This window comes from Variovorax davisae, from assembly GCF_030316845.1.
Classification (GTDB): Bacteria; Pseudomonadota; Gammaproteobacteria; order Burkholderiales; family Burkholderiaceae_C; genus Variovorax; species Variovorax davisae.
Genome location: NZ_JASZYS010000005.1, coordinates 28,087 through 45,813 on the forward strand (window position 1 = coordinate 28,087; position 17,727 = coordinate 45,813).

Sequence of the window (17,727 nt, forward strand, 5' to 3'; positions counted from 1 at the left end):
GTGTCGCTGAGCGGATGGGCCGAGCTGCTGGCCGGCGGATTGATCACCGGCGGCATCTACGCGCTGGTGGCGATCGGGTTGAACCTGCAGTACGGCCTGATGCGCATCATGAACATCTCGCACGGCGAGTTCCTGATGCTCGGCGCCTTCCTGACCTGGTGGGCCCACACCGCCTTGGGCATCTCGCCCCTGCTGTTCCTCCCGGTGGCCTTCGTCGCGCTCATGGCGCTCGGCATGGCGGTGCACTGGCTGTGCTTCCGCCAGGTGGCGGCGCGCGCGCCTGGCGTGGAGGTGTTCGAGGCCCGCAGCCTGATGGTCGGCTTCGGCCTGATGTTCTTCGTGCAGAACACGGCGCTCCTGATCTGGGGCGGCGACCTGCGCGGCTACGAGTACCTGGCCGAGCCGGTGCAGTTCGGCGAGATGCGCTTCACGGCCAACAAGCTGGTGCTGTTCGGCGTCGCGCTGGCGCTCAGCTTCGCGCTGATCGCGCTGCTCAAGCTCACCTTGCTGGGCAAGGCCGTGCGGGCGCTGATGCAGTCGCCGGTCGGCGCGCAGCTGGTGGGCATCAACACCAAGCGGCTGCATCCGCTGATGTTCGGCATCGGCCTTGGCCTGTCGGGCGTGGCCGGGGCGCTGCTGTCGATGACCTATGAGATCTCGCCCTCGATGGGCGAGCCCTACACCGTGACGGCGCTGATCGTGATCACGCTCGGCGGCTTCGGCAGCATCGCGGGCAGCCTGCTCGGCGGGCTGCTGCTGGGCGTGGTGGAGGCGCTGGGCATGCACTTCACGAGCCCCTCGCTCAAGATGCTGCTGTCGTACGCGGTGTTCATCGGCGTGCTGATCTGGCGCCCCAACGGACTGTTCTCCCGATGAAGACCCAACGCGCGAACAAGCCCTGGCTGTGGCTGGGCATCGGCACGGCGGGCGCGGGCTGCCTGCCCTGGATCGCCTCCGACTTCGTCGCCTCGGTGGCGCTCAGCTGCCTCATGTACATCGCGCTGGCGACCAGCTGGTCGCTGTTCTGCGGCGCCACGCGCTACCTGTCGCTCGCGACCTCGGCCTTCTTCGGGCTCGGCGCCTATGCCAGCGCCACCCTTCTAGAGCTGCTGCCCTGGCCGCTGGTGATCCTGAGCGGCGCGGCGATCGCGAGCGCGGTCGCGGTGCTCATGGGCGCGGCCGTGCTGCACCTGCGCGGCACCTACTTCGCGGTGCTGACCTTCGGCATGACCGAGCTGATCCGCCATGCCGTCACCTTCGTCGAGAAGCAGGTCTCGGGCACGGTGGGCCGCGTGCTCACGGTGGCGCCGTCGAACGAGACGGTGTACCTCACGGTGCTGGCGATCGCCGGCGGCGCGATCGCCACCGCGATCGTCGTCAAGCGCAGCCGCTTCGGCCTGGCGCTGGCGGGCATCGGCGCCGACGAGCAGCGCGCCCAGACGCTGGGCGTCGACACCCGCCGCATCAAGATCGCGGGCTTCGCGCTCACCGCCGCCTTTGCCGGCGCGGTCGGCGCGGCGATGGCGGTGCGCTGGACCTACATCGAGCCGGCCGCGGTGTTCAGCCCCTTCATCGGTTTCCAGACCGTGCTGATCGCGCTGATCGGCGGCGCGGCCAGCATCGGCGGGCCGGTGCTGGCGGCCATCGTCTTCAGCCTGCTGGCCGAGACGCTGCGGCTGCAGCTGCCCTACGGCTACATGATGGTGCTCGGCCTGCTGCTGATCCTGTGCGTGATGTACCTGCCCAACGGGCTGGCGTCGCTGTGGCAGCGCCGGGCCGCGGCAAAGGGGCGCAGCCATGGCTGAGCTGCTGCTGGAGGCCCGCGCGCTCACCGTGCGCTTCGGCGGCCTGACCGCGGTCGATGCGGTCGACGTCCGCCTGCACCAGGGGGAGCTGGTCGGCATCATCGGCCCGAACGGCGCCGGCAAGACGACCTTCTTCAATGCGATCTCGGGCGTCGTCGCGCCGACCTCGGGCCAGTTGCTGGTGCAGGGCGGCATCGGCCTCACGGGCCGCGGCCCGCACAAGTATGCGGCGCACGGCATCGCGCGCACCTTCCAGACGCCGCGCGTGATGGCCGACATGACGCTGGCCGACAACGTGCGCTTCGGCATGCAGTTCGCGGGCCGCCACCGCACGCCGGTCGCCGGCCTGCGCACCGAGGGCGACATCCTCGCCCTGCTGGGCCTGGGCGCGCTCGCCGACCAGCTCGCAGCCGACGTGACGCCCTCGCAGCAGCGGCTGCTGGAGATCGGCATGGCGCTCGGCACCCGGCCGCGCGTGCTGCTGCTCGACGAGGTCGCCGCCGGCCTGACCGAGGCCGAGGTCGACGCGATGGCGCGCCGCATCCGCGCGCTGCGCGACGACCATGGCCTCACGGTGGTCTGGATCGAGCATGCGGTGACCACACTGCTGAAGTACGTCGAGCGGGTGCTGGTGCTGCACCAGGGCCGCAAGATCGCCGACGGCACGCCGGCCGAGGTGGTGCGCAATGCGGAGGTGGTCGAGGCCTATCTCGGCGATGAAATGGAGGCGGCCGAATGAGTGCCAGCTTGACGGTGCGCGGCCTCTCGGCCGGCTACCACGGCTTCCAGGTGCTGCAGGGGCTCGATCTCGACGTCCGGCCCGGGATCACGGTCGTGCTGGGGCCGAACGGTGCCGGCAAGACGACGCTGCTGAAGGCGCTGGCCGGGCTGTTGCCGCGGGCCGGCGAAGCCGCGCTGGACGGTGTCGCGCTGCCTTCGGGCGAGGCCACGGCCTGCGTGCGCCAGGGGCTGGCGCTGGTCGCCGAAGGCCGGCAGCTCTTTCCGCAGATGAGCGTCACCGAGAACCTCGAACTCGGCGGCTGGCTGACGCCGGCGCGCCTGCGCAGCGAACGCCTGGCCCGCGCCTTCGACGACTTCCCGCGCCTGCGCGAGCGCGCCGCGCAGCTGGCCGGCACGATGAGCGGCGGCGAGCAGCAGATGGTGGCGGTGGCGCGCGCCATGATGAGCGGGCCGCGCCTGCTGATGCTCGACGAGCCCTCGCTCGGCCTGGCGCCGCGCATGGTCGACGAACTGCTCGCCATCGTCCGGCGCATCGCGGCCCAGGGCGTGACCGTGCTGATGGTCGAGCAGAACGTGCGCAAGGCGCTGCAGGCCGCCGACCGCGGCTACGTGCTGGAGCGCGGCCGCATCGTCGCCGCCGGCGAGGCGCGGGCGCTGCTCGAATCCGACGCCATCCGCAAGGCCTACCTCGGCGTCGCCTGACAACCCTTTCTTTCAAGGACCACCTGACCCATGACCTCCATTTCGATGCTTATCAACGGCGAGCGCCGCTCGGCCGAGGGCGGCGCCAGCTTCGAGCGCCGCAACCCGCTGGACGGCAGCGTCGCCACCGTCGCCCCGGCGGCCAGCCCGGCCGACGCGGTCGCCGCCGTGGAGGCCGCCGCGGCCGCCTTCCCGGCCTGGTCCGCGATGGGCCCGGGCGAGCGCCGCGGCCTGCTGCTCAAGGCCTCCGTCGCGCTCGAGGCCAAGGGCGCGGCCTTTGCCGAGGCGATGGCGGCCGAGACCGGCGCCTCCGGCATGTGGGCCGGCTTCAACGTCCACCTGGCCGCCGGCATGCTGCTCGAGGCAGCCTCGCTGACGACCCAGATCAATGGCGAGGTGATCCCCTCCGACGTCCCGGGCAGCCTGGCGATGGCGGTGCGGCAGCCGGCCGGCGTGGTGCTGGGCATCGCGCCGTGGAATGCGCCGGTGATCCTCGCGGTGCGGGCCATCGCGACGCCGCTGGCCTGCGGCAACACGGTGGTGCTCAAGGGCTCGGAGCTGTGCCCGGCCACCCACGGGCTGATCATCGAGGCGCTGCAGGAGGCGGGCCTGCCGGCCGGCGTCGTCAACTTCGTGACCAATGCGCCGGCCGATGCGGGCGCGGTGGTCGAGGCGATGGTGGCGCATCCGGCGGTGCGGCGCGTGAACTTCACCGGCTCGACCAAGGTCGGCCGGATCATCGCCCAGACCTGCGCCAGGTACCTCAAGCCGGTGGTGCTGGAGCTGGGCGGCAAGGCCCCGATGGTCATCCTCGACGATGCCGACATCGACGCCGCCGTGGCCGGCGCCGCCTTCGGCGCCTTCGCCAATTCGGGCCAGATCTGCATGTCGACCGAGCGCATCGTGGTCGACCGCCAGGTCGCCGACGAATTCGTCGCCCGCTTCGCCGCCAAGGCGCAGAGCCTGCCGCTCGGCGATCCGCGCGAGGGGCCGGTGGTGCTGGGCTCGGTGGTCGACATGGCCACCGTGGTGCGCTGCAACGCCCTGATCGACGATGCGCTCGCCAAGGGCGCCACGCTGGTCTGCGGCGGCAAGGCGCAGAACACGCTGATGCCGGCCACGGTGCTCGACCACGTGACGCCGGCGATGCAGATCTACCGCGAGGAGTCCTTCGGGCCGGTGAAGGCCGTGGTGCGGGTCGACGGCGTCGAAGAGGCCATCGCCACCGCCAACGACAACGAGTTCGGCCTCTCGTCGGCGGTGTTCGGGCGCGACGTCGCGCGGGCCTGGAACGTGGCGCGCCGCATCGAGGCCGGCATCTGCCACGTCAACGGCCCGACGGTGCACGACGAGGCCCAGATGCCCTTCGGCGGCGTCAAGGCCTCGGGCTACGGCCGCTTCGGCGGCAAGGCCGGCGTGGAGGCCTTCACCGAACTGCGCTGGATCACGGTGCAGACCACGCCGCGCCACTACCCCTTCTGAACCGCGCGGGCGTTGTCGCCTGCGCTACCGGCCGCCGGGCGGCTTGGGGCTACGATGCGCCGGCATCAGACACCCCAAGGAGACCCGCGCATGAGCACCCTCAACAATCGCCAGGTGCGCCTGGCCCAGCGGCCCGAAGGCGCCGCGACGCGCGACAACTGGCAGTTCACCGACGAGCCGGTTGGCGAACCGGCCGAAGGCGGCGTGCTGGTCCAGACCCTGTCGCTCTCGCTCGACCCGGCGATGCGCGGCTGGATGAACGAAGGCAAGAGCTACATCGCGCCGGTCGAGATCGGCGCCGTGATGCGGGCCGGCGGCGTCGGCCGCGTGGCGGCATCGCGCAACCCGGCCTTCGCGGTCGGCGACACCGTGTACGGCACGCTCGGCGTGCAGCAGTACGCGCTGATCCCGCAGGAGGAGATCCAGCGCAACGGCCTGGTCAAGATCGACCTGCGCGCCGGCACCATCGGCCAGTGGCTCAACGTGCTGGGCATGCCCGGCATGACCGGCTACTTCGGCCTCATGGACGTCGGCCAGCCGAAGCCCGGCGAGACCGTCGTGGTGTCGGGGGCGGCCGGCGCGGTCGGCCAGACCGTGGGCCAGCTGGCGAAGATCAAGGGCTGCCGCGTGGTCGGCATCGCCGGCGGCGCCGCCAAGTGCGACTGGGTCGTGAAGGAACTCGGCTTCGACGCCTGCATCGACTACAAGGCCGGACCCTCGGCCGTGCGCGAGGGCCTGAAGGCCCATTGCCCGAAAGGCGTCGACATCTACTTCGACAACGTCGGCGGCGACATCCTCGACACCGTGCTCGCGAAGCTGGCGCGCGGCGCCCGGATCATCATCTGCGGCGCCATCAGCCAGTACAACAACACGACGCCGGTCCAGGGCCCGAAGAACTACCTGAGCCTGCTGGTCAACCGCGCGCGGATGCAGGGCATCGTGGTGTTCGACTACGCCGACCGCTACGGCGAGGCGGTGGCCGAGCTGTCGGGCTACCTGAAGGACGGCCGCATGAAGAGCCGCGAGGACGTGGTCGAGGGCCTCGACACCTTCCCGGAGGCGCTGGGTCGCCTCTTCACGGGCCAGAACTTCGGCAAGCTGGTGCTCAAGGTCGCCGACTGATCCCCGTCAGCGGGCCCGCGTGCCCATCACGGCGGCAGAGATGATCAGCACCGCGGCCAGCGCGATGCTCCAGCTCAGCGGCCGTCCGGTGACGAGCAGCAGCAGCGCGGTCGAGGCCAGCGGCGTCAGGTAGCTCAGGATGCCGATCTGCCGCGCATCGCCGCGCTTGAGCGCCAGGTCCCAGAAGTAGAAGGCGGCGCCCAGCGGGCCCAGCCCGCACAGCACGACCAGCAGCCAGTCGCGCGGCGACAGAGCGACCGAGGGCTCGAGCAGCGCATGGCAGCCCAGCGAGAGCGCACCCGACAGCAGGCCGAACAGCCCGATCGCGGTGGTCGGGAAGGGCGGCACGCGCTGGGTCCAGAGCGAATAGCTGGCCCAGATGAAGGCCGAGCCCAGCGCCGGCAGGAAGCCCCAGTACGAGGTCACGCCCGATGCGCTGGCGCCGCCGCGCGCGCCGAGGATGGCGATGGCCGCGCCGGCGAACCCCAGCACGGCCGCCACCAGGTGCAGCGGCCGCAGCGACATGCCGGGCAGCAGCACCGGCGCCAGCACCACCATGAACAGCGGCCAGAGGTAGTTGACCAGGTTGGCCTCGACCGGCGGCGCATGGCGCAGCGCGATGAACAGCAGGAAGTGGAAGCCGAACAGGCCGTAGACGCCGAGCGCCAGCGTGCGCGGCGGGATCGCCCAGGCCTTGCGGTCGCGCAGCGCCAGCGGCCAGCTCATGACGCTGCCGATGATCAGCGCCAGGCCGGTGAGCAGGAAGGGCGGCAGGTGGGCGAGCGCCGTGCCCAGCGAGGCGAGGGTGGCCCAGAGGGCGATGGCGACAAGGGCGTTGAGGGTCGGGGACATGGGCGCCGAGCTTAAGGGCTGCGCCGGTGCGCGCCGATGATGCACTTCACCCCAGCCGCAGCAGCAGCGCCGAGGCTCCGCAGACCAGCAGGAACGGAATGCTGAGGCGATGGAATTCGCGCAGCCCGTTCGGCAGCTTCGCCAGCCGCAGCGCGATCAGGTTGGCCAGCGAGCCAAGCACGCAGCCGAAGCCGCCGACGCTCACGCCCGCGGCCAGCGCCGGCAGGTCGTGCACGAAGGGGTCCAGCACGATGGTGGCCGGCACGTTGCTGATGAACTGCGAGGTGAGGATCGCCGCCAGGTAGGCACGCCAGCCTTCGCCGATCGGCAGGCCGCCGAGCAGGGTCGCCACCGCGGGCAGTTCGGCCAGCTGCCGCAGGTCCACGAACATCAGCGCGATGATGGCCAGCAGGGCCCAGTCGACGCCCAGCAGCACCCGCGGGCGCAGCAGCAGGAAGGCGCCGAACACCACCCCGAGGCCGGCCAGCAGCCAGTGCCGGTCGAGCGCGACCACGAAGCCGACGAACAGCAGGCCCGACAGAGCCAGCAGGCGCGGCTGCACCGGCGCCGGGTCGCCCGATGGCTTGAGCGTGATGGGTGCCCGCGGCACGCCGAACCAGATGGCGGCGAAGAGCCAGAACAGCATCACCGCCACGGTCGGCCCCATCATGGCCACGAAGCCGATGAAGCTCTCGCCCGAGCGATGCCAGAGGAACAGGTTCTGCGGGTTGCCGATCGGCGTCAGCGCCGAGCCGGCATTGACCGCCAGCGCCTCGATCACCACCAGCCGCGCCAGCGGCAGGTGGGCCTGGGTCGCCAGCACGCGCGTCAGCGGCACCAGCAGGAACAGGCTGACGTCGTTGGTGACCAGGGCCGACAGCACGGCCGCGCTGGCGGCCAGCAGCAGCACCAGGTTGCGCAGGTCGTGCGTGCGTGCCAGCAGCCGTGCCGCGGCCGCCTGCAGCATGCCGCTGCGCTCGACGCCCTGGGTGATGGCCAGCAGCCCGGCCAGTGCCCCGATGGTCTGCCAGTCGACCAGCCGGAGGTAGTCCATCGGCGCGCGCGGCCGGACCAGGGCGAACAGGATCGCCGCGGCGACCAGCACCCACAGCAGGCCGTTGCCGCCGCCTTCGTGCGGCGCGCCCTCCGGCGCGGATTCAGCGCGCGACGAGTTCACGCAGTTCGCGCTTGAGCACCTTGCCGATGGCGCTGCGCGGCAATTCGTCGATGAACTGCAGGCGCGCCAGGCGCTGGGTCTTGCCGAGCTGGTCGTTGGTCCATGCCAGGATCGTCTCGGCGGCGGTGTCGTCGCCGGCGCGGCGCACCACGAAGGCCACCGGCGTCTCGCCCCATTGCTCCGAGGCGACGCCGACCACCGCCACGTCGGCCACCGACGGATGGGCCCGCACCACGGTCTCGAGGTCGCTCGGGTAGATGTTGAAGCCGCCGCTGATGATCATGTCCTTCTTCCGGTCGAACAGCGTCAGGAAGCCGTCGTCGTCGAAGCGGCCGACGTCGCCGGTGCGGATGAAGCGCTTGCCGCTCGGGTCGAACCATTCGGCCTCGCGCGTCTTGGCCGGCTGGCGGTGGTAGCCGACCATCATGCCGGCCGAGTGCCCGACCACTTCGCCCGCTTCGCCGCGCGCCACCTCGCGGCCTGCCTCGTCGATCAGCCGGATGTCGCTGCCCTCGGCCGGCTGGCCGACGGTGTGCAGCTTGTCCGGATGCAGGTGGGCTTCGAGGATGCAGGTGCCGCCGCCCTCGGTCATGCCGTAGAACTCGATCAGGCCGCCGGGCCAGCGCTGGAGCACGTCGGCCTTGAGCGCCGCGTTGAAGGGCGCGCTGGTGCTGAACTTGTACTGGAAGCTCGCGAGATCGTGGGCACCGAAATCGGGGCGCGCCATCAGGCGCTGGTACTGCACCGGCACCAGCATGGTGTGGGTCACGCGCCGGCTTTCGGCGAGCTTCAGGTAGGCGGCCGCATCGAACTTCGGCATCAGCAGCACGCAGCCGCCGAAGGCCAGGGTCGGGAAGAACACGACCAGCGTGGTGTTGGAGTAGAGCGGGGTCGACAGCAGCGTGACCGTCTCGGGGCGGTACTCGTATCTGGCGCCGCGCTGCACGTGCGCCCAGCGCATGCCGTGGCCCTGCACGATGCCCTTCGGCTCGCCGGTGGTGCCGGACGAATAGATGATGTTGAAGGGCGAGGCGCGCTGCAGCTCGACCCGGGCCGGCCGCGTGCCGGCCGGTGCGAGCCAGGCCTCGAAGCCGCCGCCAGCGGCCGAGCCGTCGAGCGCGAGGCGCGGGATGGCGCCCGGCGCCGCGGGCCCGATCACCTCGGCCGCCGCCTGGTCGACGAACAGGATGCGGGCGCCCGCGTCCTCGATCATGCGCGCCAGGCTGGCGGGTGTGGAGCCGGGCGCCAGCGGCGCGACCGCGACGCCGGCGCGCAGCGCGCCGAGGAACACCGCGGCGTAGTTCACGCTCGATGCGGCGCAGATCGCGATCGCATCGCCGGCCGCCAGGCCGTCGCGCTGCAGGCTGGCCGCGATGCGGTCCATCAAAGTGTCGAGCGCGCCGTAGCTCAGTGCCTGCGTGGCGTCGGCCAGGGCGGGCCGGTCGGGCGCCTGCTGCGCGTGGATGGCGATCAGGTCGGCGATCAGGCCGAAGTCGCGTTGGATGGCTGCCTCGAAATTGCTCATGGTCTCTTCAGCTTCTGGGGGTCGGGCGATGGCCGCGAGGGGCCGCATGAATCTTACGCGTCGCGCACGGCCGGGGCCGGGCCGGCGCCAGCCGATCGCCGACCCGAGCGAAACTGGCTCGGCGCGGCGCCGGCCGCCCTGCGCATGAGCCGGCGCAGGGCTGTCGCGTCCTCGTAGCCCACCTCGGCGGCGATTTGCTCGACCGTCATCCGGCTCGACTCGATCAGCATGCGAGCCCGGTTGAGCCGCACGCTCTGCACCAGCGCCAGGGCGCCCTGGCCGGTCGCGGCGCGCACCTGCCTCGCCAGCGTCCGCTGCGACATGGCGAATCGCTCGGCCAGTGCCGCCACGCTGGGCGGGTGCGGCAGGGCCGACTCGATGCACTGCGTCAGGCGCGCCACCAGCGGGTTGCCGTTGGACATCATGGAGGGCAGCGCGAACGGCGCCTGCGCCTGGCGCCCGTCGATCAGCAGGACCCGACCGACCGCGTCGGCGAGTTCCGTGCCGAAGCGCGTGCGCAGCAGGTGGAGCATCAGGTCCGATTGCGCGAAGGCGGCACCGGCGGTCGTCACCGGCCCGTCGGCGCACACCATGCGATCGGCATCGACGACGCAGCCCGGTTCGATGCGCCGCAGTTCGGGCGCGAGCCACCACGACGTCGTCACCCGCCGTTGCCGCAGCAGGCCCGCGGCCTGCAGCAGGAAGACCGCCGAGCAGGATGCGGCGACCGCGCCGCCTCGCCCGCCGTGCCGCCTGACGGCGGCGATCGTGGGCGCGATGTCGGCGCTCGCCAGCCGGCGCGCCAATTGGGCGGGGTCGTCCACGCCCAGGCCGGGAAGGATCCAGGTCGAGGCATCGGCGCGCGAGCGCCTGGGCAACGCCGCGGTGTCGACCCGCAAGCCGCTGCCGAGGGCCACGGCGCCGCCGTCCGGCGACATCACGCGCCACGTCGGTCGCGGCGACTTGGCACGCGGCGCCAGCGCGACGGCGGCATTCAGGATGTCGAGCGTCACCGCCACGCTGCTGCCGTAGGCGCCGGGCAGGACCAGGATCGTGAAGTCGTGCATGGCTGAAAACGCCTGAAATAGGGTTAATTGGACACTGGCAGTCTAAGACGGCGCAGGTTGCAATGGCGATCCGCAACCCAGAAAAAGGACGCCCATGCCCACGATCCTCGTCGACATCCCCCAAGACGCCTTCCCCGGTGCCGCCCGCGCTGCGCTGGTTGGCGGCCTCAACGCAGCCGCCGCGGCGGCCGGGCAGATCCCGGCCGTTCCGAGACAACGGTCCTTGTGCTGGGTCCTCGTGAACGAGGTGGCCGGCGGTGGCTGGACCTGCGGCGGTGTCGACCTGACTTCGCAACTGCTGCCTTGCAGCGCCAGGATCTACTTGCCATCGGGTGTTCTGGATGAGACGTCGCGGGCCCGCTACGTGCAATGGGTGCACGCATCGTTCGAACAAGCGCTTCCTGCCGACGACCGGCGGCGCCTCGTCACGTCGGTGCTTCTGCAGGAGGTGGCCGACGGCCGCTGGGGTGTCGGCGGAGCCATCTGGTCGTTGGCAGACTTTGCCCGGGCGGCCGGCTTCGCCCATCTGCAGCATCTCGTCGACCATGGTCAGGAGGCCCGATGAAAGCGGACCGCAACCCGAACCTGCCCGACCCGCTGGACGACTTCGATCCGCGCGAGATCACGCTGGAGGGCGTCGCCAGGGTGGTGCACGTGGCCGGCACCGGCCCGGCCGTGATCGTCATGGCCGAGATGCCGGGCATCAGTCCGCATGTCGCGCGCTTCGCCCGCTGGGTCCGCGACGCGGGGTTCACCGTCTACATGCCCTCGCTGTTCGGCCGCGACGGGGCGGTGCCGGAGGTCGAGGAGGGCACGGCCACCGTCCGTCGAGCCTGCGTCAGCGCCGAGTTCCGGGCCTTCGCGGCCGACCGGGCCAGCCCCGTGACGCAGTGGCTGCGCGCCCTCGCGCGCCTGGCCCATCGGCAGTGCGGCGGCCCGGGCGTCGGCGCGATCGGGATGTGCTTCACGGGGAACTTCGCGCTGACGATGGCGCTGGAGGCGGCGGTGCTCGCGCCGGTCCTGTGCCAGCCGTCGCTGCCGCTGGACCAGCCGGCGGCCCTCGAAAGCCCGCCGGACGAACTCGCGGCGGTTCGGCAGCGCCTGGAGCGTGACCAGCTGACCGTCATGGCCTATCGCTTCGCAGGCGACCGGTTCTGCACCGCCCAGCGCTTCGCCGCCTATGCCGATGCCCTGGGGGAGCGCTTCGTGGCCCGCGTGCTGCCCGACAGCGCGGCCAATCGCCACGCGCTGCCGCCCTTCTTCGCCCAGGTGGTCGCCAGCCCGCACAGCGTCGTGACCGCCCACCTGATCGACGAAGCGGGGCAGCCCACCATCGCCGCGCGCGACGAGATCCTGGCGTTCCTCGCGCTGCGGCTGGGCGAAGGAGCCTAGACGCCGGCCGCGTGGGCCTGCTGGTCGGCGTGGTAGCTCGAGCGCACCATCGCACCCACCGCCGCGTGGCTGAAGCCCATCTTGTAGGCCTCTTCCTCGAACATCTTGAAGGTGTCGGGATGCACGTAGCGGCGCACCGGCAGGTGGCTGTTGCTGGGCGACAGGTACTGGCCGATGGTCAGCATGTCGATGTCGTGGGCGCGCATGTCGCGCATCACCTGCAGGATCTCTTCGTCGGTCTCGCCGAGGCCGACCATGATGCCGCTCTTGGTCGGCACCGCGGGGTGCAGCGCCTTGAACTTCTTCAGCAGGTTGAGGCTGAACTGGTAGTCGCTGCCCGGGCGCGCTTCCTTGTACAGGCGCGGCGCGGTCTCGAGGTTGTGGTTCATCACGTCCGGCGGCGCGGCCTTGAGGATCTCGAGCGCGCGGTCGTCGCGGCCGCGGAAGTCGGGCACCAGGATCTCGATCTGCGTCAGCGGCGAGAGCTCGCGGATATTCCGGATGCAGTCGACGAAATGCTGGCTGCCGCCATCGCGCAGGTCGTCGCGGTCGACGCTGGTGATCACCACGTACTTCAGGCGCAGTTTGGCGATGGTCCTGGCGAGGTTGAGCGGCTCGTCCTTGTCGAGCGGGTCGGGCCGGCCGTGGCCGACATCGCAGAACGGGCAGCGCCGGGTGCACTTGTCGCCCATGATCATGAAGGTGGCGGTGCCGTTGCCGAAGCACTCGCCGATGTTCGGGCAGGAGGCTTCCTCGCACACCGTGTGCAGGTTGCTCTCGCGCAGGATCTGCTTGATCTCGTAGAAGCGGGTGGTCGGCGAGCCGGCCTTGACGCGGATCCACTCGGGCTTCTTGAGCACCTCGCCCTGCACCACCTTGACCGGGATGCGCGACAGCTTGGCCGCGGCCTTCTGCTTGGCGAGCGGGTTGTAGTTTTCGGGGCCTTGTGCGTCGCGGACGACTTCGACGGTGCTCATGGCAACTCTCTTTGACGGGGCTCAGGGCGCCAGGTACGCGGCCAGCTTGCGGCCCAGCACCTGCGCGGCTTCGTCCCAGGTTGTTCGAACGCCGATTGTAGAAAGATCGACGGTTTCAAGCCCTGCGTAGCCGCAAGGGTTGATCCGGGTGAAGGGTTCCAGGTCCATCGCCACGTTGAGCGCCACCCCGTGGTAGGTGCAGTGGCGGCTGACCTTGATGCCCAGCGCGGCGATCTTGCCGAGCCCGCGGAACGGGTCGGCCGGGTGCATCGGCCCGGTCAGCGCGGCATGAGAGAACGGGTCGTCCAGCCGCACGTAGATGCCGGGCGCACCGGCCACGCGGTGCCCCGTGACCTCGAATTGGGCCAGCGTGCGGATCACGGCCTCTTCGATCCGGTAGACGTATTCCTTCACGTAGTAGCCGGCCCGCTTGAGGTCGATCAGCGGGTAGGCCACCACCTGGCCGGGGCCGTGGTAGGTCACCTGGCCGCCGCGATCGGTCTGCACCACGGGAATCGGGCCCGGGTTCAGCACATGGTCGGCCTTGCCGGCCAGGCCTTGGGTGTAGACCGGCCCATGCTCGCAGAGCCACAGCTGGTCGGGGCTGTCGGGGCTGCGCGCCTGCGTCGCCTGCTGCATGGCGGCGTAGGTCGGGGCGTAGTCGACGCGGCCGAGCAGCGTCGGCGCGAGCGCTGGGGTCAGAGCACCACCTTGACCATCGGATGGCTCGACAGCGCGCGATAGAGGTCGTCGAGCTGCTCGCGGCTGGTGGCGGTCACGGTGATGGTCACGCCGAGGTAGTTGCCGGCCTTGCTGTTGCGCAGCTCGACGGTGGTGGCGTCGAACGCCGGATCGAACTGCTCGGCGATCTGCGTCACGGCATGCACGAAGCCATCGGCCTTCGCGCCCATCACCTTGATCGGGAACTTGGAGGGGTACTCGATCAGCGATTCCTTGCGGGCGTCGATCGGGGTGTCGGGGGCTTGGGTCATGCGGGTACTCCTTGAAGTCCTTGTCGTTGCGTGCTGCGGGCCTTGGCCTGCTGGTAGCCGGCGTAGAGCGCCTGGTAGATCGGGCCGGGTCGGCCGGCGCCGATGGTTTGTCCGTCGAGCGTCACCACCGGCAGGACCTCCTTGCTGGCGGAAGACAGCAGCAGCTCGTCGGCGCCGAACACCTCCTCGCGCGCGACGCGGCGCAGCGTGAACGGGATGCCGGCGTCGGCGCAGATCTGCTCGATCAGGCCGTAGCGGATGCCGGCCAGCACCAGCTGGTCCTTGGGCGGTCCGCTGACGATGCCGTCCTTCACCACCCAGACGTTGCTGGAGGAGGCCTCGCTGAGCCCCTCGTCGCGGAACATGATCGTTTCGGCGGCGCCGGCCTCGACGCTGATCTGCCGCGCCAGCACCGCGCCGAGCAGGCTGGTGGCCTTGATGTGGGCCTTCTGCCAGCGGAAGTCGGGCGCGCTCACGCAGGCCACGCCCTGGGCGCGCACCGCGTCGGCGACCGGTTTCATGGGGTTCACCATCACGAAGACGGTGGGCGTCAGGCCCTGCGGCATCGCGTGGTCGCGCGGCGCCACGCCGCGCGTCACCTGGATGTAGATGCCCTGCATGGCGGCGCGCTGGGCCGGCGGCGCGGCCTCGACCAGCCGCATCGCGATGTCGCGCCATTGCGCGGGCGTCAACGGGTTGCGGATCTGCAGCTCGGCCAGCGAACGCTCGAGCCGCGCCATGTGCAGCTCGAAGCAGAAGGGCTGGCCGTCGTAGGTCGGCACCACCTCGTAGACGCCATCGCCGAAAATGAAGCCGCGGTCGAGCACGCTGATCTTGGCGTCGCGCAGCGGCGTGTAGCTGCCGTCGAGGTAGCAGAGGTTGTCGGGGAGGGCGTGGGCGATCGGGTGCATGGAGAATTATGGTGGGGGCGCGCAGCGCTTTCCCAAGCGGTATCGGAGCGCCCCGGCGCCGGACCAGGGAACTTTTCCTCCACGACCGTGTGGGCTGGCGGAACGCCATGGGTTTTTACTTATAATCAATGGCTTTGTAGAAATTCTGGGTCGTCATCCGGGCTTCATTCGAAATGAAAACAATCGCCCGCAACGCATCGAAAGAGGTCCCTGAGGACATCGACGGCCCGGAAGACGAGTTCAAGCCGCTGACCGCCGAAGAGGCCCAGCGGCTGCGCGACCGGAAGCCGCTGATCTCGCCCTGGCGGGTGATCGCGATTCAGGTCGTTGGGGGGCTGCTGGCAGCATTGGCTGCCTGGGGTCTGACAGGGAGGCAAAATCTGGGGTGGTCCGCCGGATACGGCGCGCTGGCGGTGGTCATTCCGGCGGCGGTGTTCGCACGGGGGCTCACCGGACGTTTTGCATCCCTGAATCCGGGTACTGCGGTGTTCGGGTTCTTCTTGTGGGAAATGGTCAAGATGGCCTTGACGGTGGCGATGCTGATCGCCGCGCCAAGGCTGATTACGGCGCTGAGCTGGCCGGCGATGCTGGTGGGCTTGGTGGTGACAATGAAGGCGGCTTGGGTGGCGGTGATGCTGGCCCCCAGGCGCCTGAAACTTTGAGACGAGTAACGGATGGCTGCTGAAAACGCTGCGGAACACGGTATGACCGCTGGTGAATACATCGTTCACCACTTGACGCACCTGCAAAGCTCCAAGCCTGGAGGTGTGGCCGATCTCTCCGTCTTCAACTTCGACTCGCTGTTTTTCTCGATCCTGCTCGGCGTGCTGGGCTGCTGGATCCTGTGGCGGGCGGCGCGCAAGGCGACTTCGGGCGTTCCCGGGCGCTTCCAGGCCGCGGTCGAGATCCTGGTCGAGGTCGTCGACCAGCAGGCCAAGGGCATCGTGCACAACGTCGAGAGCCGCAAGTACGTCGCGCCGCTGGCGCTGACGATCTTCGTGTGGATCTTCATGCTCAACGCGATGGACCTGTTCCCGGTCGATCTGTTCCCGGCCATCTGGGCCAAGATCTTCGGCATCGCCGGCCACGACCCGGAGCATGCCTACCTGCGCGTCGTGCCGACCGCCGACCTCTCGGTGGCGATGGGCATGTCGGTCACGGTGCTGATCATCTGCCTGTACTACAACATCAAGATCAAGGGCCTGGGCGGCTGGATCCACGAGCTCTTCACCGCGCCTTTCGGCAACCACTGGGCGCTGTACCCCTTCAACTTCGCCATGCAGATGATCGAGTTCGTCGCCAAGACGGTCTCGCACGGCATGCGGTTGTTCGGCAACATGTATGCCGGCGAGCTGATCTTCCTGCTGATCGCCCTGATGGGCGGCGCCTGGACGCTGTCCGCCACCGGCATCTTCCTGGCGCTGGGCCACATCATCGCGGGCACGGCCTGGGCCATCTTCCACATCCTGATCATCACGCTGCAAGCCTTCGTGTTCATGATGTTGACGCTGGTCTACATCGGCCAGGCGCACGATCACCACTGATCATTCGTTCTTTCCGTTTTCGTTTTCTTTTCTCTTCAACCAAAGTCCTCTAGGAGTCATCATGGAAGTTATCAGCTTTGTCGCACTGGCCGCCGGCCTGATCATCGGTCTGGGCGCTGTCGGTGCATGTATCGGCATCGGCATCATGGGCAGCAAGTACCTCGAGTCGGCTGCCCGTCAACCCGAGCTGATGGGCGAACTGCAAACCAAGATGTTCCTGCTGGCCGGTCTGATCGACGCCGCGTTCATCATCGGCACCGGTATCGCGCTGTGGTTCGCAACGGCCAACCCGTTCCTCTCGCAAATCGCCAACCTGCCGAAGTAATCGGGTCCAGGCTTTCTCGTCGAACCCATGTCGTTCCGCGCTGAATGGCCTCGGATTCATTCCCAAAGAGAGGGTGAAAAGTGAGCATTACCGGTACCCTGATCGTCCAGATGATCGTGTTCCTGATCCTTGTCGGGTTCACGATGAAATACGTGTGGCCGCCGATCGCCAAGGCGTTGGACGAACGTGCCCAGAAGATCGCCGAAGGCCTCGCAGCCGCCGACCGCGCCAAGAGCGAACTGTCCGCCGCCAACAAGCGCGTGGAAGTCGAGCTCGGCCAGGCGCGCAACGAGTCCGCCCAGCGTCTTGCAGATGCCGAACGTCGTGCGCAGGCCATCGTTGAAGAGGCCAAGGGCCGCGCCACGGAAGAGGGCAACAAGATCGTTGCGGCCGCCCGCGCCGAAGCCGAACAGCAGGCCGTGAAGGCCCGCGAGGCCCTGCGCGAGCAAGTCGCCGCGCTGGCCGTCAAGGGCGCCGAGCAGATCCTGCGCAAGGAAGTGAATCCGGCCGTCCACGCCGATTTGCTGGCCCGCCTGCAGACCGAACTCTGATCACGCCATGGCCGAACTCGCCACCATCGCACGTCCCTACGCCGAAGCGCTGTTCAAGGCGTCGTCGTCCGACCTCGCCGGAACCGGTGCCTGGCTCGACAACGTCGCCGCCATCGCCGGCAGTCCCGAGCTGCTGCAGTTCGCGGACAACCCCAAGGCCACGCCCGAGCAGGTGCTCGGGGTTGTCGCTGCCGCGCACGGTTCGCCGCTGCCGCCGCACGCGAACAACTTTCTGATGGCGCTGCTCGAGAACGGCCGCTTCACCGCGCTGCCCGAGATCGCCAGGCAGTTCCGCGTGCTGGCCAGCGCGCAGAGCGGCACGTCGGACGCCGTGGTGTACAGCGCCTTCCCGATCGACGGTGCCGCCCTGGGCAACATTTCCGCCGCGCTCGAAAAGCGTTTCGGCCGCAAGCTGCAGTTCACGGTCCAGCAGGACCCGTCGCTGATCGGCGGCATTCGTGTGGTGGTCGGTGACGAAGTGCTCGACACCTCCGTCAAAGCGCGCCTTGAACAAATGAAAGTTGCGCTGGCAGCCGCCTGAGGCCGCCAGCCCCTTACAAAG

21 protein-coding genes are annotated in these 17,727 nt (G+C 69.6%); 13 read left to right on the plus strand and 8 right to left on the minus strand.

Going from position 1 to position 17,727, the window contains the following annotated elements; genetic code table 11:
- The 6 genes from QTI33_RS12840 to QTI33_RS12865 all read left to right on the plus strand — a co-directional run bounded on the left by QTI33_RS12840 (position 1) and on the right by QTI33_RS12865 (position 5,852).
- Positions 1-876, plus strand: coding sequence for a branched-chain amino acid ABC transporter permease (locus QTI33_RS12840; RefSeq protein ID WP_286506372.1), 876 nt, complete (start codon positions 1-3; stop codon positions 874-876).
- A complete protein-coding gene (locus QTI33_RS12845) occupies positions 873-1,805 on the plus strand; it encodes a branched-chain amino acid ABC transporter permease (protein WP_286506374.1) in 933 nt (310 codons plus the stop codon). The genes QTI33_RS12840 and QTI33_RS12845 overlap by 4 nt, the downstream gene beginning before the upstream one ends.
- A complete protein-coding gene (locus QTI33_RS12850) occupies positions 1,798-2,544 on the plus strand; it encodes an ABC transporter ATP-binding protein (protein WP_286506376.1) in 747 nt (248 codons plus the stop codon). Before QTI33_RS12845 ends, QTI33_RS12850 begins: the two co-directional genes overlap by 8 nt.
- Positions 2,541-3,248, plus strand: a complete 708-nt coding sequence (locus tag QTI33_RS12855; RefSeq protein ID WP_286506378.1) for an ABC transporter ATP-binding protein — start codon at positions 2,541-2,543, stop codon at positions 3,246-3,248. The genes QTI33_RS12850 and QTI33_RS12855 overlap by 4 nt, the downstream gene beginning before the upstream one ends.
- A gap of 30 nt (positions 3,249-3,278) precedes the next feature.
- Positions 3,279-4,730 (plus strand): aldehyde dehydrogenase, encoded by a 1,452-nt coding sequence (locus tag QTI33_RS12860; RefSeq protein WP_286506379.1) that lies wholly within the window; start codon positions 3,279-3,281, stop codon positions 4,728-4,730.
- A gap of 90 nt (positions 4,731-4,820) precedes the next feature.
- Positions 4,821-5,852, plus strand: a complete 1,032-nt coding sequence (locus QTI33_RS12865; protein ID WP_286506380.1) for an NADP-dependent oxidoreductase — start codon at positions 4,821-4,823, stop codon at positions 5,850-5,852.
- Between the two features lie 6 nt (positions 5,853-5,858).
- Here the strand turns inward: QTI33_RS12865 and QTI33_RS12870 are convergent, their stop codons facing one another.
- The 4 genes from QTI33_RS12870 to QTI33_RS12885 are packed head-to-tail and all read right to left on the minus strand — an operon-like array spanning position 5,859 to position 10,473.
- Positions 5,859-6,704, minus strand: a complete 846-nt coding sequence (locus QTI33_RS12870) for a DMT family transporter (protein ID WP_286506381.1) — start codon at positions 6,702-6,704, stop codon at positions 5,859-5,861.
- Between the two features lie 46 nt (positions 6,705-6,750).
- On the minus strand, positions 6,751-7,881 hold the full coding sequence (locus QTI33_RS12875) for an SLC13 family permease (RefSeq protein ID WP_286506382.1): 1,131 nt from the start codon (positions 7,879-7,881) through the stop codon (positions 6,751-6,753).
- Positions 7,862-9,406, minus strand: coding sequence for a class I adenylate-forming enzyme family protein (locus QTI33_RS12880; protein ID WP_286506383.1), 1,545 nt, complete (start codon positions 9,404-9,406; stop codon positions 7,862-7,864). Before QTI33_RS12880 ends, QTI33_RS12875 begins: the two co-directional genes overlap by 20 nt.
- A gap of 53 nt (positions 9,407-9,459) precedes the next feature.
- Positions 9,460-10,473 (minus strand): GlxA family transcriptional regulator, encoded by a 1,014-nt coding sequence (locus tag QTI33_RS12885; protein WP_286506384.1) that lies wholly within the window; start codon positions 10,471-10,473, stop codon positions 9,460-9,462.
- Between the two features lie 94 nt (positions 10,474-10,567).
- On the opposite strand from QTI33_RS12885, the gene QTI33_RS12890 reads away from it, so the two are divergent.
- A complete protein-coding gene (locus QTI33_RS12890) occupies positions 10,568-11,038 on the plus strand; it encodes a tautomerase (protein ID WP_286506385.1) in 471 nt (156 codons plus the stop codon).
- Complete coding sequence (locus QTI33_RS12895; protein WP_286506387.1) at positions 11,035-11,865, plus strand: dienelactone hydrolase family protein; 831 nt, start codon at positions 11,035-11,037, stop codon at positions 11,863-11,865. The genes QTI33_RS12890 and QTI33_RS12895 overlap by 4 nt, the downstream gene beginning before the upstream one ends.
- On the opposite strand, the gene lipA is transcribed toward QTI33_RS12895, so the two are convergent.
- From lipA to QTI33_RS12915, 4 genes are read right to left on the minus strand one after another with little or no spacing between them, the layout of a single operon-like run.
- A complete protein-coding gene (gene lipA / locus QTI33_RS12900; RefSeq protein WP_286506388.1) occupies positions 11,862-12,842 on the minus strand; it encodes a lipoyl synthase in 981 nt (326 codons plus the stop codon). The genes QTI33_RS12895 and lipA overlap by 4 nt on opposite strands.
- Before the next feature lie 21 nt (positions 12,843-12,863).
- Positions 12,864-13,544 (minus strand): lipoyl(octanoyl) transferase LipB, encoded by a 681-nt coding sequence (lipB, locus tag QTI33_RS12905; RefSeq protein WP_286506841.1) that lies wholly within the window; start codon positions 13,542-13,544, stop codon positions 12,864-12,866.
- On the minus strand, positions 13,541-13,834 hold the full coding sequence (locus tag QTI33_RS12910; RefSeq protein ID WP_286506389.1) for a YbeD family protein: 294 nt from the start codon (positions 13,832-13,834) through the stop codon (positions 13,541-13,543). Before QTI33_RS12910 ends, lipB begins: the two co-directional genes overlap by 4 nt.
- Positions 13,831-14,745, minus strand: coding sequence for a D-amino acid aminotransferase (locus QTI33_RS12915; RefSeq protein ID WP_286506391.1), 915 nt, complete (start codon positions 14,743-14,745; stop codon positions 13,831-13,833). The genes QTI33_RS12910 and QTI33_RS12915 overlap by 4 nt, the downstream gene beginning before the upstream one ends.
- Positions 14,746-14,918: 173 nt before the next feature.
- Between QTI33_RS12915 and QTI33_RS12920 the strand changes: the two genes are divergently transcribed.
- The 5 genes from QTI33_RS12920 to QTI33_RS12940 all read left to right on the plus strand — a co-directional run bounded on the left by QTI33_RS12920 (position 14,919) and on the right by QTI33_RS12940 (position 17,706).
- Positions 14,919-15,407, plus strand: a complete 489-nt coding sequence (locus tag QTI33_RS12920) for an ATP synthase subunit I (protein ID WP_286506392.1) — start codon at positions 14,919-14,921, stop codon at positions 15,405-15,407.
- A 12-nt stretch (positions 15,408-15,419) separates the two neighbouring features.
- Positions 15,420-16,289, plus strand: a complete 870-nt coding sequence (gene atpB / locus QTI33_RS12925; RefSeq protein WP_286506394.1) for a F0F1 ATP synthase subunit A — start codon at positions 15,420-15,422, stop codon at positions 16,287-16,289.
- Positions 16,290-16,350: 61 nt separating this feature from the next.
- On the plus strand, positions 16,351-16,614 hold the full coding sequence (gene atpE / locus QTI33_RS12930) for a F0F1 ATP synthase subunit C (protein WP_019657641.1): 264 nt from the start codon (positions 16,351-16,353) through the stop codon (positions 16,612-16,614).
- Positions 16,615-16,694: 80 nt separating this feature from the next.
- A complete protein-coding gene (locus tag QTI33_RS12935) occupies positions 16,695-17,165 on the plus strand; it encodes a F0F1 ATP synthase subunit B (RefSeq protein WP_286506395.1) in 471 nt (156 codons plus the stop codon).
- Between the two features lie 7 nt (positions 17,166-17,172).
- Positions 17,173-17,706, plus strand: coding sequence for a F0F1 ATP synthase subunit delta (locus QTI33_RS12940; RefSeq protein WP_286506396.1), 534 nt, complete (start codon positions 17,173-17,175; stop codon positions 17,704-17,706).
- Positions 17,707-17,727 lie beyond the last annotated feature (21 nt).